Below are 17,038 nucleotides of genomic sequence, written 5' to 3' on the forward strand. Positions count from 1 at the left end.
GGCGGCGCGCATGAGGACTTTGGAGCTGCGGGCGAGCTGGTCCATTGCCCGGCGCGATCTAAACGCCGGCCTGCGCGGGCTGCGGCTGCTGTTCGTCTGCCTGTTCCTGGGCGTGGCGACGCTGGCGGCGATCGGCAGCCTGACGACCTCCATCACCAGCGAGATTGCCGCACGGGGGCAGACGATCCTGGGCGGCGATATCGAGGCACGGATGAGCCAGCGCGAGGCAAGCGAGTCCGAGAAGCAGACGCTACGCGCGCTGGGGACGATGAGCGAGACAATCCGGTTGCGGGCCATGGCGAATGCAGTGGGGGCCGGCGATACCGATAGCCCGGCTGCGGTGCTGACCGAACTCAAGGGCGTCGATGGCGCCTATCCGCTCTATGGCAAGCTGCTGCTCCGCACCGGGACCTATGCGCCGCTGGCCGCCGACCGCATCCTGATCGGCGAGGCGCTGGCGGAGCGGCTGCAGATCAAGCCCGGCAATGCGCTGCGCTATGGCACCGCGATGTTCACCATCGCCGGCATCATCGCCGAGGAGCCGGACCGGGTGGGCGAAGGCTTTACGCTCGGGCCGGTCGCCATCGTCTCGCTCGACGGGCTACGGCGCACCGGGCTGATCCAGCCGGGCAGCCTCTATGAGAGCAAATATCGCGTCCGCATGGCGCCGGGCACCGATGTCGAGGCGCTGCGCAAGCGGCTGGAGGACGAGCAGGCCGAGGCGGGCTGGTCGTTCCGCGACCGGGAGAATGCGGCGCCGGGCACCAGCCGGTTCATCGAGCGGATGGGGCAGTTCCTGAGCCTCATCGGCCTCACGGCGCTGGTGATTGCGGGCATCGGGGTGAGCAATGGCGTCTCCTCCTATCTCGCGATCAAGCGTGGCGGCATCGCGACCTTCAAGGTGCTGGGGGCAACCTCGGCGGATATCGAGCGGATCTATCTGATGCAGATCGGCACGGTCGCGGCGATCGCCATTGCCTGCGGGTTGATCGCGGGCGCGCTGCTGCCGCCGGCGCTGATCGCCGTGCTGGGAGATGTGCTGCCGGTGCAGCCGGGCTTCCGCATCCATCCGCTGCCGCTCATCACGAGCGCGGCTTATGGCCTGCTGATCGCCTATATTTTCACCCTGCCGCCGCTCGACCGGGCGCGGACGCTGCCGGTCGCCGCGATCCTGCGCGCGCATGTCGAGCCGCGCAGCCGGCTGGACCGGCGCAGCGTCGCGGGCGTGGTGCTGGGCGTGCTGGGGGTACTGGCGATTGCGCTCGGCACGGCGCGCGAGCCCTTGTTCTCGGCTGCAGTGCTGGGGGCGACGGCGGCGGTGCTCGGCCTGCTGCTGCTGCTCGGCTGGGGGATCAGCGCGGTTGCGCGACGGGTGCCGCGCCCGCGCCGACCACTGTGGCGCCTCGCCATCGCCAATCTCTATCGCCCCGGTGCGCAGACCAGCGCGCTGGTCATCGCGCTCGGCCTTGCGCTCACCTTGTTCGTGACGCTGGCGGGCGTGCAGACCAGCCTCACCGCCGAGATCGACCGGACGGTGCCAAAGAAGGCGCCCAACCAGTTCGTGCTCGATATCCCGTCCGATCAGGAAGCGCGCTTCCGGCAAATCGTAGCGAAAGAGGCGCCGGCGGCGGAGTTGAACGTGGTGCCGGCGCTGCGCGGGCGCATCGTGGCTTATGCCGGGCAGCGCGTCGCCGACATGGAGGAACTGCCCGAGGGCGCCTGGTTCCTGCGCGGCGAGCGCGGCGTGACCTATAGCGCGACGCTGCCGGAGGGAAGCGATCTGGTCGCGGGCCAGTGGTGGACGCCCGATTATGCCGGTCCGCCGCTCATCTCGCTGGACGAAGAGGCAGCGAAGACCCTCAACCTCAAGATCGGCGACAGCATGACGGTGAGCGTGCTCGGCCGCGAGATCGAGGCCAAAATCGCCTCGCTGCGCAAGGTGAACTGGGACAGCATGGGGTTTAATTACGTCATGGTCTTCTCGCCCAGCGCCTTGGCGAGTGCGCCGCACAGCCTCACCGCCACCATTACCATGGACGAGGCGCAAGGCGCGGGCGTGACGCGCGAGTTGCTCGCTGCTTTCCCGGGCGTCTCGGTGATCGCGGTGGCCGAAGTGGTGGAGCAGATCAGCGGGCTGCTGGAGCAGATGTCCGGCGCCATCGTGGCGGCGGCCTCCATCGCCATCTTCGCGGGCGTCGCGGTGCTCATTGGCGCCATCGCCGCCTCGCGGCAGGCGCGCAGCTATGACAGCGTGATCCTCAAGACGCTGGGCGCGACGCGCTGGCAGATCCTCGGCACGCAGGCCATGGAATATGCGCTGCTCGCCGCCACGCTGGCGCTGGTTTCGCTGGCGCTCGGCATGGGCGCGGCCTGGTATGTCATCGTACAGGTGTTCGAGTTTGGCTGGGCGCCGGACTGGGGCGTGGTGCTGGCGACATTGGCGGGCGGCGCGATCATCACGCTGGGCATCGGGCTGGCCGGATCAATCCCACTGATGTCGCTGCGGCCCTCGCGGGCGCTGCGGGAATTGTAAGGGTCGGCATTTTGTCCACAACTTATGTGCAATTGTAGACATAAGTCCGCTTTACAGGCACCTAGGGTCCCTCTTATGGTTAATGCATCTCAGAAGCATGACCATTTAACGGATCATCAAACGGCCGATGAAGCATTCCTTGAGCCTTTTGACAGGTCTTTTTTCGCTCTACGGCCTGCCGCGGCCATGGGCGATCGCAAAGCAGCTTTCGAGGCAATTCGCCTCGCTGGCTGAGCTGGTCCACGCTCCACCGGACGTCCTCAAATTGCGGGGCGCTTCGGAGGCGCAGATACGCGCGATCAAGGACTTTCGGAGCCTTCATCTCAGCGTGCTGGCATCCGAAGCGTTGAAGACCACGCAGCCCCTCGATGTCGAAAAGTTGAAGCGTCACCTTGCTGCGGAAATCGGGCATTGCCGGATCGAGCACTTCCATGTGGTCTATCTGAGCCAGCTCAAACACGTCATCGAGAGCCGTACTCATTGGTCCGGGGGATATGACAGCACCCCGGTCTATGTCCGCGAAATCGTCATGACCGCGATCATCCTCGGGGCGGCGCACATCATTCTTGCCCACAACCACCCCTCCGGCATCGCCGAACCCAGCAAGGCCGACCGGATCATGACGGACCAAATCTGCAAAGCGGCGCGCCCCTTGGACATTCATGTCGCAGACCACTGGGTTTTTGCCGGTCAGGCCGTCTTCAGCTTCGCCGAACACGGCCTGTTGTAGCGGGCGGGGTTGCGGCAATGGCTCGCAGGCCTGGCACGGCTGAAGGAAGCGGCTTCAGGCCATGTCGGCTGGCAGAACCTGCTGGGGATGCAGTCAGTCCACTTTGATGCTCTGTGGCCCACAGCAATATCTCAGAAAAGGCATGGGCAGTGAACAAAGTGATCGCTATGATCGGCTTATGGAAAGCCCAGAAGACCGTGTGGACTATGACCGCCAGCCTCCAGAGGAGGGCATTCCGAAAGATCGAAGTCGTTGGCTGCTGTTAATCAAAGAAATGCGGGCCGCCCATAGTTGCGGCATTTATGAAGCCGAGTGCCGGGCTTTGCAGCAGCCTGCCTGGAAACGATGGGTCGCGCGCCAAATCAATCATGACGCCGAATGTGCAAAAATGGCGCGCAGCCATATTCGCTATAACGGCGACAGAGCTCTGATCGCGGAAGACAATGGAAAGCTGATCGTCCGCAATGGCGTGGGTTCCAAATAGGCCCCCTTTTGCTCTCACTCCGTTGAAGAGCAGCATTGATTTCCAGCCCAGTCCAACCCTCTCCTGTTCCAGGAGAGGGCTGACGGACCAGCTCAGAACAGCTGATCGAACGCCGTTTCCAGCCGCTTGAGGCTGGCGGGCACGTCCTTGAGCTTGTCGAGGCCGAAGAGGCCGATGCGGAAGCTGCGATAATCCGGGCCTTCATCCACCATCAGTGGCACGCCGCCGGCGACCTGCAGGCCGAGCGCGGCGAAGGGCTTGCCGGTCTGCATCGCGGCATCCTCCGTGAACACCACGACCACGCCCGGCGCGGCAAAGCCATCGGCGGCGACCGACCGCACGCCGCGCTCCGCCAGCATCGCCCGCACGGCATTGCCCTGGTCCCATTGCGCGGCGCGCAGCGTCTCGAAGCCGATTTGCTTGGTTTCCATCATCGCCTTGTGGAAGGTGCGCAGGGCATCGGTGGGCATGGTGGCATGATAGGCATGGCCGCCGTTCAGATAGGCTTCCATGATGCTGTTCCACTTGGCGAGATCGATCGCGAAGCTGGTCGACTGGCGGGCGCGGCAGCGCTCCAGCGCGGCGGCGTTCATCATCACCAGCCCGGCCGACGGCGGCGCGGACCAGCCCTTTTGCGGGGCGGAAATGAGGATGTCGACGCCGGTCGCGACCATGTCCACCCAGATGCAGCCCGATGCGATGCAATCGAGCACGAAGAGGCCGCCGACCTCATGCACCGCGTCCGCGACGGCGCGAATATAATCGTCCGGCAGGATCATGCCCGACGCGGTCTCGACATGCGGGGCGAAGACGACGGCGGGCCGCTCGGCACGGATGGCCGCGACGACCTCGTCGACGGGCGCGGGCGCGAAAGGCTGGTCCGCGCCGCCATTGCCGATGCGGCGGGCCTTCATGACCGATTCCGACGCGGGGATCGATCCCGCCTCGAAAATCTGCGTCCAGCGATAGGAGAAGAAGCCGTTGCGGATGACCATCACGGTTTCGTCGGTGGCGAACTGGCGGGCGACTGCTTCCATCGCATAGGTGCCGCCACCGGGGACGACCACGGCGCGCTCGGCCTTGTAGACTTCGCACAAGGTGGCGTGGATATCGCGCATCACGCCCTGGAAAGCCTGGCTCATGTGATTGAGCGAGCGATCCGTGAAGACCACCGAATATTCGAGCAGGCCATCGGGATCGATATCGGGGCGCAGGGCGGGCATAGATGGTTCTCCTTGCTTCAGGCAGCGCATCCTGATGCTGCCCGTTCGTGCGACGGCGCTGACTCGATGCCACGCAATCGCCGCTGGCCGCGCATAGCGGGGCATGGTGCGGGATGCCAGTTGATCCTTCGCATCACCGCTCGGCGCTCGGATGAAGCGAAAGATGCAGATCGCGCTTGACGACGTCCACAGGGATCGGCATGACGCTGTTAATGCGATTCATTGTCATTAGCAGATGATGCAGTCGCAACGCCTTCACCCGCGCGAACCCCTCTTCGCGCGGCGCGGACGTTCCCGGCCTGCAGGTGCAGCAGGCCGGGGACGTCCTTCCACCGGCGATATGCGCGCTTGCCTTGCCGGAGCCAGCGCCGCCTGCCATCGCCCCTGCCTGCCACGGGAGAGATTGCCCATGTATGCGTTTCTGGATTGCCCGCTTTCCTCGCTTGATCGTGGCGGCCGTTTGCTCGTCTGGGCCATGCGGCATTGGGCAAAGGCGGTCTCTTGCGGGCGCTGCCCGTGCGGCGATGTCGGCCCCGCCTTTCACAAGGCGGATCTCATGGCCGGCTTCCCGCATTTCCACATGATGATGGCGGTGCTGAACCGTCACGCGCGCGAGGAGCTGTCCTTTGCGGATGTCGATTGCCCCCGGCTCAGCGATGGCGAGGCGCTTCTGCTCAGCCTGATCCGCCTGCCGGGTGGAGCGCACGCGGATCGAACGCCCGCGACGGTCGCGCTTGTCGTGCAGCCCGAGGGCGCCCCGGCGCTGCGTATGGCGCTGGATTCGCTCGGCGCGGCGCTACGGACGGTTGAACTCTGGCCCGCGCTGCCCATGTTCGATCCCGCCACTGTAAGGTTCCCCAATGAATGACATGACCCATCACGGCTTCGAGCTCAAGCCGACCGGCGCACTCAGCGTGGAATCCGTTCGCTGGGTGAAGCACTGGAACGACCATCTCTTCAGCTTCGCGATCACGCGGCCGGCGAGCTTTCGCTTCCGCTCCGGCGAGTTCGTGATGCTCGGCCTGCCGGGTGAGAATGGGCGGCCGCTGCTGCGCGCCTATTCCATCGCCAGCCCCGCTTATGCCGAGGAACTGGAATTTCTCTCGATCCGTGTCGAGGATGGCCCGCTCACCTCGCGCCTGTGCAAGATCCAGCCCGGCGACAGCCTCTATCTTGGCCGCAAGCCCACCGGCACGCTGGTGATGGACGCCCTGCGGCCCGGCAGCCGCCTGTTCCTGCTGTCCACCGGCACGGGCCTCGCACCCTTCCTCAGCCTCGTGCGCGATCCGGACGTCTATGAGTATTTCGGCCAGGTCATGCTCGCGCACAGCGTGCGCAAGGTCGCCGATCTGGCATGCCGCACCGATCTGGAAAGCCAACTCGCCGGCGATCCGCTGGTTCAGGATCAGGCCCTGCTGCAATTCCATTACTGCCCCACGGTGACGCGCGAGCCTTTCCGCACCACGGGGCGGCTCGATGCCCTGATCGACGACGGCACGCTGTTCCGCGGCCTGAGCGGCCCGGCGCGCTTGGACCCGGAAACCGACCGGGTGATGATGTGCGGATCGATGGCGATGATCCGCGACTTCTCCGCCCGCCTCGACGCGCTGGGCTTTGAGGAGGGCTCGAATGCCAAGCCGGGGGATTATGTGATCGAGCGGGCGTTCGTGGATTAGATTGCGTAGATCGCTCGGCGAGAACTGACACTGGCCGGCAGCATCAACCGCTCAACCACCCACATTCGTCATTCCCGCGAAAGCGGGAATCCATTTGCGGCGTTGCTTCGTGGCGCACGCGTTGACCTGGATTCCCGCTTTCGCGGGAATGACGAGGGCAAAGTCGGTGGCCTGAACGTGGCTTCGCCGACCTGTGGCGATCAGGCGGCCCAACTCACCGCAAGCGCACCTAATGCCTTGAGGGCGGCTTCGTCTTGCGGCCGGACATCTTCGGCGAAGGTCGGCGTCTCGACATAGCCGATCACGATCAGCGGACTGCGCCCGCCCGGCGGGACCAACACCGCCAGATCATTGGTCTTGTTGCCAACGCCCTGGCGCATCCCGGTGCCCGTCTTGTCCATGCCCTGCCAATCGGCGGGAATGCCGGCCCTGATGCGATTGCGCCCGCTCTGGGTCTGCACCATCCAGTCCCGCAGCCGATCGCGACTGGCGGCGCTGAGCACATCGCCGAGTACGATCTTGCGCACGGTTTGCGCCATTGCCGCTGGCGTGGTGCTGTTCTGCTCGGTGCCGGGCGGGATCACATTGATCTCCGGCTCATAGCCATCCAGCCGGCTCGTGCTGTCGCCAATCTCCCGCCAGAAGCGGGTCAACGCTTCCGGGCCGCCGAGCCGGCGCATGAGGATGTTGGCGGCGGCATTGTCGCTGGTGATCTGGATCGCCTGGGCCAAGCTGAGGATCGGCAAGCGCCCTTTGGCCAGATTTTCTTCCACCATGGGCGCGTAGGCGACGAGGTCCGCCTGACTGAAGCTCAGCTCTTCCGCCAGATCGAGGCGCCCGGCGTCACTCTCACGCAGGGCCATTGCCGCCAAGGACAATTTGAAGGTTGAGCAGTGACAGAAGCGTTCGTCGGTCCGCCAGCCGAAGCTGCGTCCGCTGCCGGTATCGAGCACGAGCGCGCCCAGCCTGCCGCCGATCGCGCGCTCCATCGCCTGCAGGCGGGCCACCGGGTCATTCATCCCCTCCCGCTTGTCGGCACAGCCGGCCAGCAGAACACTCGCGCCCATAGCCAGGGCAAAATCGCGACGATCCATCATTCGGCTTTGGTAAGCGGGACGCACCGGTTTCGCCAACCCTTCCTGACTGCGCCGCGCGTTGCCCGGCATGCTAAGCGAGAAAACTCGCCAGGACGGCCTATTGGGTGCTGCATCACAAGGCAAAACTGTGCATTAGGTTCGGTAGATGCTGACGATATTGCTGATTTCCTTCCTCGGCGCCTGCCTGATGCCGCTGCTGGCCTACGTCATTGGGCGTGGTGCGGGCATGGTGATCGCCCTCTTCCCCTTCGGCCTGCTCGCGGCGTTCGTAAACATGGCGCAGTTCGTGGAACGGGGCTGGGTCAAGGGGGAAGCGGCGGAATGGGCACCTTGGCTCGGCCTTGATTTCACGCTGCGGCTCGATGGCTTTTCCTTCCTGCTCTGCCTACTCATCACCGGGCTGGGCGGCTTGGTGACGATTTATGCCGGCGGCTATCTCACCAACAAGTCGCCGGCCGAACGCGCCCGTTTCTTCTGTTACATCCTGCTCTTTCTCAGCGCGATGCTGGGGGCGGTGCTGGCCGAGAACCTGCTCGTCTTCCTCGTCTTCTGGGAAGCGACCAGCATTCTCTCCTTCCTCCTCATTGGTTTCGAGGGGCGCAGTGCCCGCGCCCGCCGGGCGGCACTGATGTCGCTGCAGGTGACGGCGTTCGGCGGTCTCGCCTTGCTGATGGCCGTCGCGATGATCGGCCATGTGCTCGGCACCTACTCCATGGCGCAGGCGGTGGCGCGGGTTGGCGAATTGCATGACAGCCCGTGGGGCACGGCGATTGTCGTGTGCATCCTGATCGCGGGTTTCACCAAGTCCGCGCAATTCCCGTTCCACTTCTGGCTGCCCAACGCGATGCAGGCGCCAACGCCCGCCTCGGCTTATCTGCACTCGGCGACGATGGTGAAGCTCGGCATCTATCTGCTCGCCCGGTTCGAGCCGGTGATCGGCGCGGAAAGCTGGGGACGGGGCGCGCTGATTACCGTGGCCTGCGTCACCATGCTCGTCGCCGCGTTGCAGGCCCTGCGGGCCGAGAACTTCAAATCCGCGCTGGCTTATTCCACGGTCGCATCACTCGGCATTCTCGTGCTGCTCGTCGGGCTGGACGGACCGGCGGCGTCGGTGGCGATGATCGGCTTCCTGTTCGCGCACGCGCTCTACAAGGCGGCATTGTTCTTCTGCGCAGGATCGGTGCTGCACGCGACGGGCCTCTACAGTTTGCGCGCCATGGGCGGGCTTGCCCGGCATCTGCCGCTGACGGCGCTGGCCTGCCTCGGTGCCAGCCTTTCCATGGCCGGCATCCCGCCGTTCATCGGCTTCATCTCCAAGGAATTCCTGTTCCAGGCGCAGTTGGAGAGCAGTTGGGAAGTCATCCCGCTGGCCATCGCCGTGATGGTCAACGCCGTCATGGTCGGCGTGGCCGGAGTGGTGACGCTGCGTCCGTTCTTCATGGGCCGCGGCAAGGTGAACAAGGTGCAGCATGGCGAGACCTTCTCGCTGGTGATGCCGCCGCTGCTGCTCTCCGCCGCTGGCCTGTTCATGAGCCTCGCGCCGGACTGGATCACGCGCGTCGCCATCCGCCCGGCGGTCGCCTCGGTCTACGGTCGGGCCGTGGAGGTGGACCTGACCGTGTGGCACGGCCTCACGCCGATGCTGCTGCTGAGCTTTGTCGTGGTCTCCATCGGCGCGCTGATCGTGGCCTTCTGGCGCAAGATCCACATCTGGCTGCGGCAGACCAAGCAGTTCAACACCTATGAGATCGAGCCGCTGTGGGAAATCAGCCTGCGCAACCTGATCCTTTCCTCCCGCAAGCTGACGGACGCGCTCCAGCATGGCGACCTGCGCCGCTATCTGCTGGCGGTGGTCGGCGGCGCCGGGTTGCTGATCGCCTGGTCGGTCGCGAAGGCCGGCGTCGCGCCTGACATCCCATTCCCCGGCGATTTCCGGCCGGGCGAGGCGCTGGTCGCGCTCATCGGGCTCGGCGGAGCCATTGCCGCTGCTCGCGCCAATACGTTGCTCAGCGGCATGATCGCCACCGGCCTTGCCGGCTTTGCCGCCGCGATTACCTTTTTGATGAACGGCGCGCCCGATCTTGCGCTCACCCAGTTCACCGTCGAAGCGCTGCTCGTCGTGCTGCTCTCCGCCCTGTTACTGGCCGTACCGCTCGCCAGCCCGGCGACCCGCACCCGCGCCATGCGCAAGCGCGATGCCCTGCTCGCAACCAGCATCAGCGCGCTGCTGTTCCTGGCGGTGATGGACATGGCCGCGCGCGAACATGTGTCCGCCGCCAGCCACTTCTTTGGTCAGATGAGCCTCGCGGCGGCGCACGGCCATAATGTCGTCAACGTCATCCTCGTGGATTTCCGCGCCATCGATACGCTGGGCGAGACAATCGTGATTGCCATTGCGGCCGTCATGGCGCGCTCGCTGCTGCGCAGCCGGGGCAGTGAAGGGCCGGTGCCCGGTCCCGAGCCGGTCCACTTCTCGCTGCAGGTTGCCGGGCGCTGGATCAGCCTGCTGCTGCTGCTCGCCTCGCTGGTCATTCTGTTCCGCGGTCATAACCAGCCAGGCGGCGGCTTCGTCGGCGGGCTGGTCGCGGCTCTCAGCTTTGCGCTGCTGGCACTGGCTTATGGCGTCAATCACGCCCAGCGCGTGCTGCGCCTGCGCACCCTGACGCTGGTGGGCCTGGGCATGCTATGCGTGCTGCTCGCTGGCCTGCCCGGCCTGATAACCGGCGAGCCATTCCTGACGCATCTCTGGTGGGAGCCGGGCGGCCTCATCCCGGCCCTCTCGACCACGTTGATCTTTGATCTGGGCGTCTATCTCGTGGTGCTCGGCGCGGTGCTGGCCTTCCACTTCGGCCTCCAGCGGGAGGCGACGCGATGACCCTGCTTTATGGCGCCGTCGGCGCAGGCATCATCGCCTGCGCGCTTTACATGATCCTCTCGCGCAATCTGGTGAAGATGCTGCTTGGCTTTTCGATGCTGGCGTCGGGGGTCAACATCCTCATCTTCCTTGCCGGGCGCATCCAGAGCCGGCAGCCGCCCATTGTGGGCGAAGGCCAGCGCGCGCTGGGCGAGTCCGCCGATCCGATTACGCAGGCGTTGATCCTCACGGCGATCGTCATCGGCTTCGCGCTCACGGTGATGCTCGCCGTTTTGGTGCTGCGCGCCTGGCGCCACAGCCATAGCATCGATGCGCGCAACGTCGATTCCGCCGAGGCGCTGGGCACGCCGCAGGAGCGGGAACTGACCGATGACTGATGCGCTGCTGCTGCCCGCGCCCGTCATCCTGCCCTTCATCGGCGCGGCCCTGGTGCTCATCCTGCGCGCGCGCATCGCGCTCACCCGCGCCATCGGCCTGATTACGAACGGCCTGCTATTGGTCGTCTCGCTGCTGCTGTTCGTGCAGGCCAATGGCGGCAATCTGGTGCCGCTCACCGTGTTCGGCGGCTGGCCGCACGGCATCTCGATCAGTTTCTCGGCAACGATGCCGGGGCTGGTGCTGGTGGTCGTCACAGCGCTCATCGCCTTTGCTGCCGCGATCTACGCGCTGGTCGACGTCGGCCCGCGCCGCCGCCGCGCCGGCTATGACGCGCTGATGCTGGCGATGACCGGCGCGGTGAACGGCGCGTTCCTGACCCGCGATCTGTTCAATCTCTACGTCTGGTTCGAGCTGGCGCTGATCGCCGCGCTGGGCCTGCTGACGCTGGACCGCCGCCCGGCGCAGATCGACGGCGCCATCCGTTATGCCAGCTTCTCCATGCTGGCGGCGACCTTCATCCTGCTCGGCGTCGGCATGATCTACGGGATCACCGGCACGCTGGACGTCGGCGCGGCCGCCACTGCGCTCGCCAGCCGCCCGCCCAGCTTCGCCTCCGCCACTGCGACCGCTCTGTTGATGACCGGTTTCGCGCTCAAGGCCGGGCTGTTTCCCTTCCACCTCTGGCTGCCGGCTTCCTATCATACCGGGCCGATCACCGCCGTCGCCGTGTTCGCCGGCCTGCTCACCAAGATGGGCTTTTATGCGCTGCTGCTGGTCTTCGCCGGGGTGTTCGGCGTCGGTGCAGGCGGCATCGGCGCCGCGCAGATGGTGCCGGTGTTCGGCTGGATCGCAGCGGCGACCATCCTCATCTGCTGCGCGGGGGCGCTCGCGCACACCGATATGCGGCGCATCCTCGCCTACCATATCGTCGCGCAGGTGGGCTACATGAACATCGGGCTGGCGATCGCCACGCGCGAGGGGATTGCCGGCGCGGTGTTCTACATGGTCCACTCGATCATCGTGCAGGCCAATCTGTTCCTCGGCGCAGGCCTGATCCGCCGGGCGAGCGGCAGCTGGGATCTCACCCGCGCTGGGGGCATGGCGCGGACGAACCCGCTCTTTTCGCTGGTGCTCGCCGTGCCGGTGCTGTCGCTGGCCGGCATCCCGCCCCTCTCCGGCTTCTGGGCCAAGTTCATCGTCATTCGCGAAAGCTTTGATGCAGGCATGGCCTGGCTGGGCATTATCGCGCTGATCGGCGGGCTGATGACCATCGTCTCCATGTCCATCTTCTGGTCCGATGCCTGCTGGAAGGAACCGCGCGGCAAGCCGGTGCGCAAGGTGCCGCTGGCGGGGTTGATCGCCATGGCGATCCTCTCCGGCGCGACCATCGCCATCGGCCTACTGCCACAAAGCCTGTGGACGCTCTCACTCCTCTCCAGCCGCGCGCTGGCCGCCGTCAGCGGAGGCGGCTTATGAGGCCCGCCCGCCGCCTGCGCGCCGGTCTGACCCTGGTCGCGATGTTCCTGTGGGATCTCCTCGTCGCCTCGCTCGCGGTCGCCAGGATTGTCCTGTCCCCGCGCATCCGCACCGCCCCAGCGATCATCCGTGTGGAGACGGACTTGCAGCGGCCTTGGGCCGTTGCCCTATTCGCCTATTTCATGTCGCTCACGCCCGGATCGACCTGCCTGCATGTCTCCGAGGACCAGCGCAGCCTGTACGTCCATGTGCTCAACACCGCCGATGCCGCGACGACCATCGCGCGGTTCAAGCGGATCTACGAGCGCTGGATCATGGAGTTGGAGCGATGATCGATATGTCGACGCTCACCACTGTTCTCGCCGTGCCGCTGGCACTGGCCTTCCTGCTGGCCGGCTGGCGCATGGTGACCGGGCCGAGCTTTGCCGACCGGTTCGTCGCGCTCGATATGCTCACCGCCATCGCCGTCGGGTTCGCGGCGCTGACCACGCTGGCGACCGGGCGCGGCGCCTTTCTGGACATTGCGCTCGGCATCTCGCTGATCAACTTCGTCGCCACGGCAGCCTTCGCCGTGTTCCTGGAACGCAAGCGGAGGCGGCAATGATGATCCTCGCCATGGCCCTGCTGATTGCCGGCACCGCCTTTCTGCTCATCGCCGCCATTGGCATCGTGCGGCTGCGCGATCCCCTTCAGCGGATGCACAGCGCCACCAAGGCCGGCACGCTGGGCGCAACGCTGATGCTGCTCGGCGTCGTGCTGGCGGCCGACGTCGCGGAGCTGAACTGGACCAGCGGGCTGACGATCCTGTTCCTGCTCATTACCCTCCCGATCGGCGCGCAGTTGCTCGGCCGCGCTGCCTATGTTTCCGGCACGCGGCTGGAAGGGCTGGCGCATGATCCGCTCAGTGAGGAACTGGAGCGCCAACCCGGCAAGCCTGACGAGCTGACGCGAGACAGCTAGGCCTCAGCGTCCGCCCGAGGACGGACAAAAATCCTTATGTTTCGCTTGGCTAGATATGTTGCATATCTGCAACAATCCGGCGCCACTAGTGATGCATCGCAACCACGAGAAGGTTGACCCCGTTAACCGGGCTCCATAAGCGGCCCGTCCGCCTCGTGCAGAAGGCGAGATTAAAACAAGGAAAATACAATGAAACTTGCTGTTCTGGCTTCCGCAGCCGCCGTGATTGTTGCCACCCCTGCCGCTGCGCAGGAAGGCCCCACCTTCTCCGGCCTGAGCCTCGCGGTCCTCGGCGGCTATGACTCGGTGCGGCTGAGCGACGGCGTCGACAATGGAAGCAGCGATGATTTCGCTTATGGCGTGAGCCTCGGCTACAATGCCGATCTCGGTTCCGCTGTGGTTGGTGTCGAAGCGGAAGTCGCTGACTCCGAGGTCAAGGAATCGGTCACGGACCAGTTCGTGACGGGCGATGAGCTGTCCCTGTCAGCCGCGCGCGACCTGTACGTCGGCGTCCGCGCTGGCGCCAAGCTCGCCCCCAACGCGCTGATCTACGCCAAGGCCGGCTACACCAACGCCCGCCTCAAGGTGAGCTACACCGACGGCGTCGACTCCATCAGCGACGGCGACAATCTCGACGGCTATCGTCTCGGTGCCGGCGTTGAGTACAGCTTCGGCCGCTTCGGCATCCGTGGCGAGTACCGCTTCTCCGACTATGGCAAGCTGAAGTTCGACGATGTCGACACCGGCCTCAGCATGCAGCGCCATCAGGTCATGGTCGGCCTCGTCGGCAAGTTCTGATCCAGCGTTTTCGCTAAACGGGAAGGGTCGGCCTTGCGCCGGCCCTTCTTTTTGTGCGCGACATGGCCAAGCCAGGCGCGCCGGTTCCAATCTAGGCGGCTACGGCGCTCACCAGCAAAGCCTTGCCGGCCAGCATGACGCCCTGGCCCGGCACATGATGCGGTGCAAAGGCCGCCGCGAGGCGAGCATGCGCCTCGGGCATCCGGTCAGGCGCGACCTGATTACCGATGTGCATGGCCGACAGCACGAAGGTCGCGGCATCCTGCGCGCTCGCGCCGGGGCCGCCGACGGGGAGGTCGCGCAGGCACGGCGCCACGTCCATCTCCGCAAAGCCGGCCTGGGCCAGCACCTCTCCCAGCCATACCGTATCGGCAAAGGCGAACGGGCCGGGGGCTCTGGGGTCCGGCCGCCCATCCGGTGCCGGCAGCAGATCCTTCAGCGCCTGCTGCATCAGTTGCATCCAGGAATTTTCCGGTGGCGCCGCCCAGACCGCGAGATCGATACGCCCGCCGTCGCGGACCTGCCCGCGCAGATTTCGGAACGCCGCCTTGGGCTCGGCAAAGAACATCGACCCGAAGCGCGAAAACAGCCGGTCGAACGGCGCGCCGTTGATCGGCGCCGCGCCAGCGTCTGCACAGACGAAGCTGACATTCTGCAGGCCGCTGAGCGTCGCACGCGCACCGCAGGACAGGATGAGGTCGGACGAGATATCGACGCCGGTGACATGCCCATCCGGCGCGACCGCCTGGGCAATGGCAAGGCTGGTGCCACCGCCGCCGCAGCCGACATCGATCACGCGCTCGCCGGGCTGGAAGTCCGCCCGAGCCAGCGCCACCGCGCCGATCGGGTCAATCATCCCCTCGAGCCGATCCAGATTGGCGAGCCAGTTGCGCCCCATGTCGCCAGCCCAGCCTTCAGCAGTTTTGCTGATCTCCACCCCGCTGCCATCGGCACCCATGCCTTTGTCTCCCAACCCATGATGCGGCCCCTGCCGTCCTGACTGTCCGGCAGGCCGCTTGCTCAATAGATGACAATGTCCCGTCCCTCTGTCGAGCGGTGATGCGCGCGACATCAAATGCTTTGCGCTTGCAGGTTTCCGCGCAGCGCAAGCTCCAGCATCCGCGCCGCCAGTTCGCGCTCGCCCATCACCACGTCACCGATCCCGAGCTTGATCAGATGCTCCACCTCGCCGTCCGAATGGGCCCGCGCGACGATGCCGATGCCAGAGCGGAGCGCCCGCGCCTTCTGGGCGATGGCCCCGGCGTCGAACCCCTCGGGAATCGCAATGAGCAGGCTGGTCGCGCGGTCGATGCCGGCCGCCTCCAGCACCCGCCGGTCCAGCGCGTTGCCGGTCACGGCCTCATGACCGTCGCGCCGCGCGGCATCGGTCAGTTCGGCATTGCTCTCAATGACCACCAGCGGCTTGTTCCGCTCGCGCAGCGCCTTGGCGATCAGCCGGCCCACGCGGCCGTAACCGACCAGCACGACATGCACGAGGGTAGCGGACGGGGCTGCCACCGGCGGCGTATCAACCTTGGCCGCCTCGCTCGCGCGATGGGTGATGTAGGAGAACAGGAACGGGTGCAGGAAGATCGAGATGATCGCGCCGGCCAGAATCAGGTCGCGCGCTTCGGACGGAAGGACGCCGAGACCGAAACCCAGCGTGACGAGAATGAACGAGAATTCGCCGATCTGCGCGAGGCTGGCTGCAACCGTCATCGCCGTCTCGCGCGGATAGCCGGAGACGCGGACGATGGCATAGGCAGCGAGCGATTTGCCGACCGTAATGATCAGCACCGTGACGAGCAGCGGCAAGGGCTGGCGAAGGATGACCATCGGATCGAACAGCATGCCGACCGAGACGAAGAACAGCACCGCGAATGCATCGCGCAACGGCAGCGTCTCCTCGGCCGCGCGCCGGCTGAGCGGGGTTTCGCCGAGGATCATGCCCGCAAAGAAGGCCCCGAGCGCGAAGGACACATCGAAGATGAAGGCCGATCCCGCTGCCACGCCCAGCGCAATCGCCAGCACCGCGAGGCGGAACAGCTCGCGTGAGCCGGTATGCACCACCCAGTGTAGCGCCCAGGGAATGATCCGGCGCCCGACCAGCAACATCACCGCGACAAAGCCGCTCACCTTGATGATGGTCATCAGCACCGGCCAACCCATCGCCGAGAGGCCTTCGCTCTGCGGATCGAGCGCAATGCCGGCCAGTACCGGCAGCAGCACCAGCGCCAGGACCATCACCAGATCCTCGACGATCAGCCAGCCCACGGCGATGCGCCCGCGCTCCGTCTCGACCAGATCGCGTACCTGCAAGGCCCGCAGCAGCACGACGGTACTCGCGACAGACAAAGCGAGGCCGAAGATGAAGCCGGAAAGCACGCCCCAGCCCATCAGCCAGGCGAGTCCCATACCAAGCACAGTGGCCGTGGCGATCTGTACAATCGCGCCGGGCACGGCGATGCGGCGCACCGCCATCAGATCCTTCACCGAAAAATGAAGCCCGACGCCGAACATCAGGAGGATGACGCCGATTTCCGCAAGTTCATTGGCGAGGTTGGGATCGGCGACGAAGCCGGGCGTGAACGGCCCCACCATCACGCCGGCAACGAGATAGCCGGCAATGGGCGAGACCCGCAGCCGCATCGCCAGCGCGCCCATGAAAAAGGCCGCGACGAGGCCGGCGACGACCGTGGCGATGAGCGGCGTGTAATGCGGCATCCTTTATGGCAGCTCCTGTTGAGGCGAAATCCTATGGTGCGGAACGCGAATGTTGCAGCGTCTCTGCCAGAAAGGCATCGCACG

The 17,038-nt window shown here is 65.7% G+C and carries 16 protein-coding genes; 12 read left to right on the forward strand and 4 right to left on the reverse strand.

Annotation, left to right across the window (positions count from 1 at the left end; genetic code table 11):
- Window positions 1-10 precede the first annotated feature (10 nt).
- From M2341_RS14850 to M2341_RS14860, 3 genes are all read left to right on the forward strand, one after another.
- On the forward strand, window positions 11-2,533 hold the full coding sequence (locus M2341_RS14850; RefSeq protein ID WP_264585762.1) for an ABC transporter permease: 2,523 nt from the start codon (window positions 11-13) through the stop codon (window positions 2,531-2,533).
- A gap of 127 nt (window positions 2,534-2,660) precedes the next feature.
- The gene (locus M2341_RS14855; RefSeq protein ID WP_264585763.1) at window positions 2,661-3,263 is read left to right on the forward strand and encodes a JAB domain-containing protein; all 603 of its coding nucleotides are present in this window, start codon (window positions 2,661-2,663) and stop codon (window positions 3,261-3,263) included.
- Between the two features lie 142 nt (window positions 3,264-3,405).
- Window positions 3,406-3,747 (forward strand): hypothetical protein, encoded by a 342-nt coding sequence (locus M2341_RS14860; protein WP_264585764.1) that lies wholly within the window; start codon window positions 3,406-3,408, stop codon window positions 3,745-3,747.
- A gap of 92 nt (window positions 3,748-3,839) precedes the next feature.
- On the opposite strand, the gene M2341_RS14865 is transcribed toward M2341_RS14860, so the two are convergent.
- Window positions 3,840-4,970 carry an aminotransferase class V-fold PLP-dependent enzyme gene (locus M2341_RS14865; protein ID WP_264585765.1) on the reverse strand — a complete coding sequence of 377 codons (1,131 nt, stop codon included), beginning with the start codon at window positions 4,968-4,970 and terminating at the stop codon, window positions 3,840-3,842.
- A 409-nt stretch (window positions 4,971-5,379) separates the two neighbouring features.
- Here M2341_RS14865 and M2341_RS14870 point away from each other — a divergent pair, with 409 nt between their 5' ends.
- Both M2341_RS14870 and M2341_RS14875 read left to right on the forward strand, forming a co-directional pair.
- Window positions 5,380-5,838, forward strand: a complete 459-nt coding sequence (locus M2341_RS14870; RefSeq protein ID WP_264585766.1) for a hypothetical protein — start codon at window positions 5,380-5,382, stop codon at window positions 5,836-5,838.
- Window positions 5,831-6,646 (forward strand): ferredoxin--NADP reductase, encoded by an 816-nt coding sequence (locus tag M2341_RS14875; protein ID WP_264585767.1) that lies wholly within the window; start codon window positions 5,831-5,833, stop codon window positions 6,644-6,646. Before M2341_RS14870 ends, M2341_RS14875 begins: the two co-directional genes overlap by 8 nt.
- 200 nt (window positions 6,647-6,846) lie before the next feature.
- On the opposite strand, the gene bla is transcribed toward M2341_RS14875, so the two are convergent.
- Complete coding sequence (gene bla / locus M2341_RS14880; protein WP_264585768.1) at window positions 6,847-7,743, reverse strand: class A beta-lactamase; 897 nt, start codon at window positions 7,741-7,743, stop codon at window positions 6,847-6,849.
- A gap of 145 nt (window positions 7,744-7,888) precedes the next feature.
- Between bla and mbhE the strand changes: the two genes are divergently transcribed.
- From mbhE to M2341_RS14915, 7 genes are all read left to right on the forward strand, one after another.
- Window positions 7,889-10,618 carry a hydrogen gas-evolving membrane-bound hydrogenase subunit E gene (mbhE, locus tag M2341_RS14885; protein WP_264585769.1) on the forward strand — a complete coding sequence of 910 codons (2,730 nt, stop codon included), beginning with the start codon at window positions 7,889-7,891 and terminating at the stop codon, window positions 10,616-10,618.
- Entirely contained in the window at window positions 10,615-10,995 is a 381-nt protein-coding gene (locus M2341_RS14890; protein WP_264585770.1) for a sodium:proton antiporter, read from the forward strand. The genes mbhE and M2341_RS14890 overlap by 4 nt, the downstream gene beginning before the upstream one ends.
- Window positions 10,988-12,472, forward strand: coding sequence for a complex I subunit 5 family protein (locus M2341_RS14895; RefSeq protein ID WP_264585771.1), 1,485 nt, complete (start codon window positions 10,988-10,990; stop codon window positions 12,470-12,472). Before M2341_RS14890 ends, M2341_RS14895 begins: the two co-directional genes overlap by 8 nt.
- Window positions 12,469-12,804, forward strand: a complete 336-nt coding sequence (locus M2341_RS14900; protein WP_264577348.1) for a Na+/H+ antiporter subunit E — start codon at window positions 12,469-12,471, stop codon at window positions 12,802-12,804. The genes M2341_RS14895 and M2341_RS14900 overlap by 4 nt, the downstream gene beginning before the upstream one ends.
- Window positions 12,801-13,076, forward strand: a complete 276-nt coding sequence (locus M2341_RS14905; RefSeq protein WP_264577347.1) for a monovalent cation/H+ antiporter complex subunit F — start codon at window positions 12,801-12,803, stop codon at window positions 13,074-13,076. The genes M2341_RS14900 and M2341_RS14905 overlap by 4 nt, the downstream gene beginning before the upstream one ends.
- Entirely contained in the window at window positions 13,073-13,432 is a 360-nt protein-coding gene (mnhG, locus tag M2341_RS14910; protein ID WP_264579765.1) for a monovalent cation/H(+) antiporter subunit G, read from the forward strand. The genes M2341_RS14905 and mnhG overlap by 4 nt, the downstream gene beginning before the upstream one ends.
- A gap of 189 nt (window positions 13,433-13,621) precedes the next feature.
- The gene (locus M2341_RS14915) at window positions 13,622-14,230 is read left to right on the forward strand and encodes an outer membrane protein (RefSeq protein ID WP_264585772.1); all 609 of its coding nucleotides are present in this window, start codon (window positions 13,622-13,624) and stop codon (window positions 14,228-14,230) included.
- A 91-nt stretch (window positions 14,231-14,321) separates the two neighbouring features.
- Here M2341_RS14915 and M2341_RS14920 read toward each other — a convergent pair whose 3' ends face one another.
- Entirely contained in the window at window positions 14,322-15,188 is an 867-nt protein-coding gene (locus M2341_RS14920) for a class I SAM-dependent methyltransferase (protein WP_264585773.1), read from the reverse strand.
- Between the two features lie 113 nt (window positions 15,189-15,301).
- The gene (ybaL, locus tag M2341_RS14925) at window positions 15,302-16,954 is read right to left on the reverse strand and encodes a YbaL family putative K(+) efflux transporter (RefSeq protein ID WP_264585774.1); all 1,653 of its coding nucleotides are present in this window, start codon (window positions 16,952-16,954) and stop codon (window positions 15,302-15,304) included.
- Window positions 16,955-17,038: the final 84 nt, after the last annotated feature.

This window comes from Sphingobium sp. B7D2B (assembly GCF_025961895.1).
Taxonomy (GTDB): domain Bacteria; phylum Pseudomonadota; class Alphaproteobacteria; order Sphingomonadales; family Sphingomonadaceae; genus Sphingobium.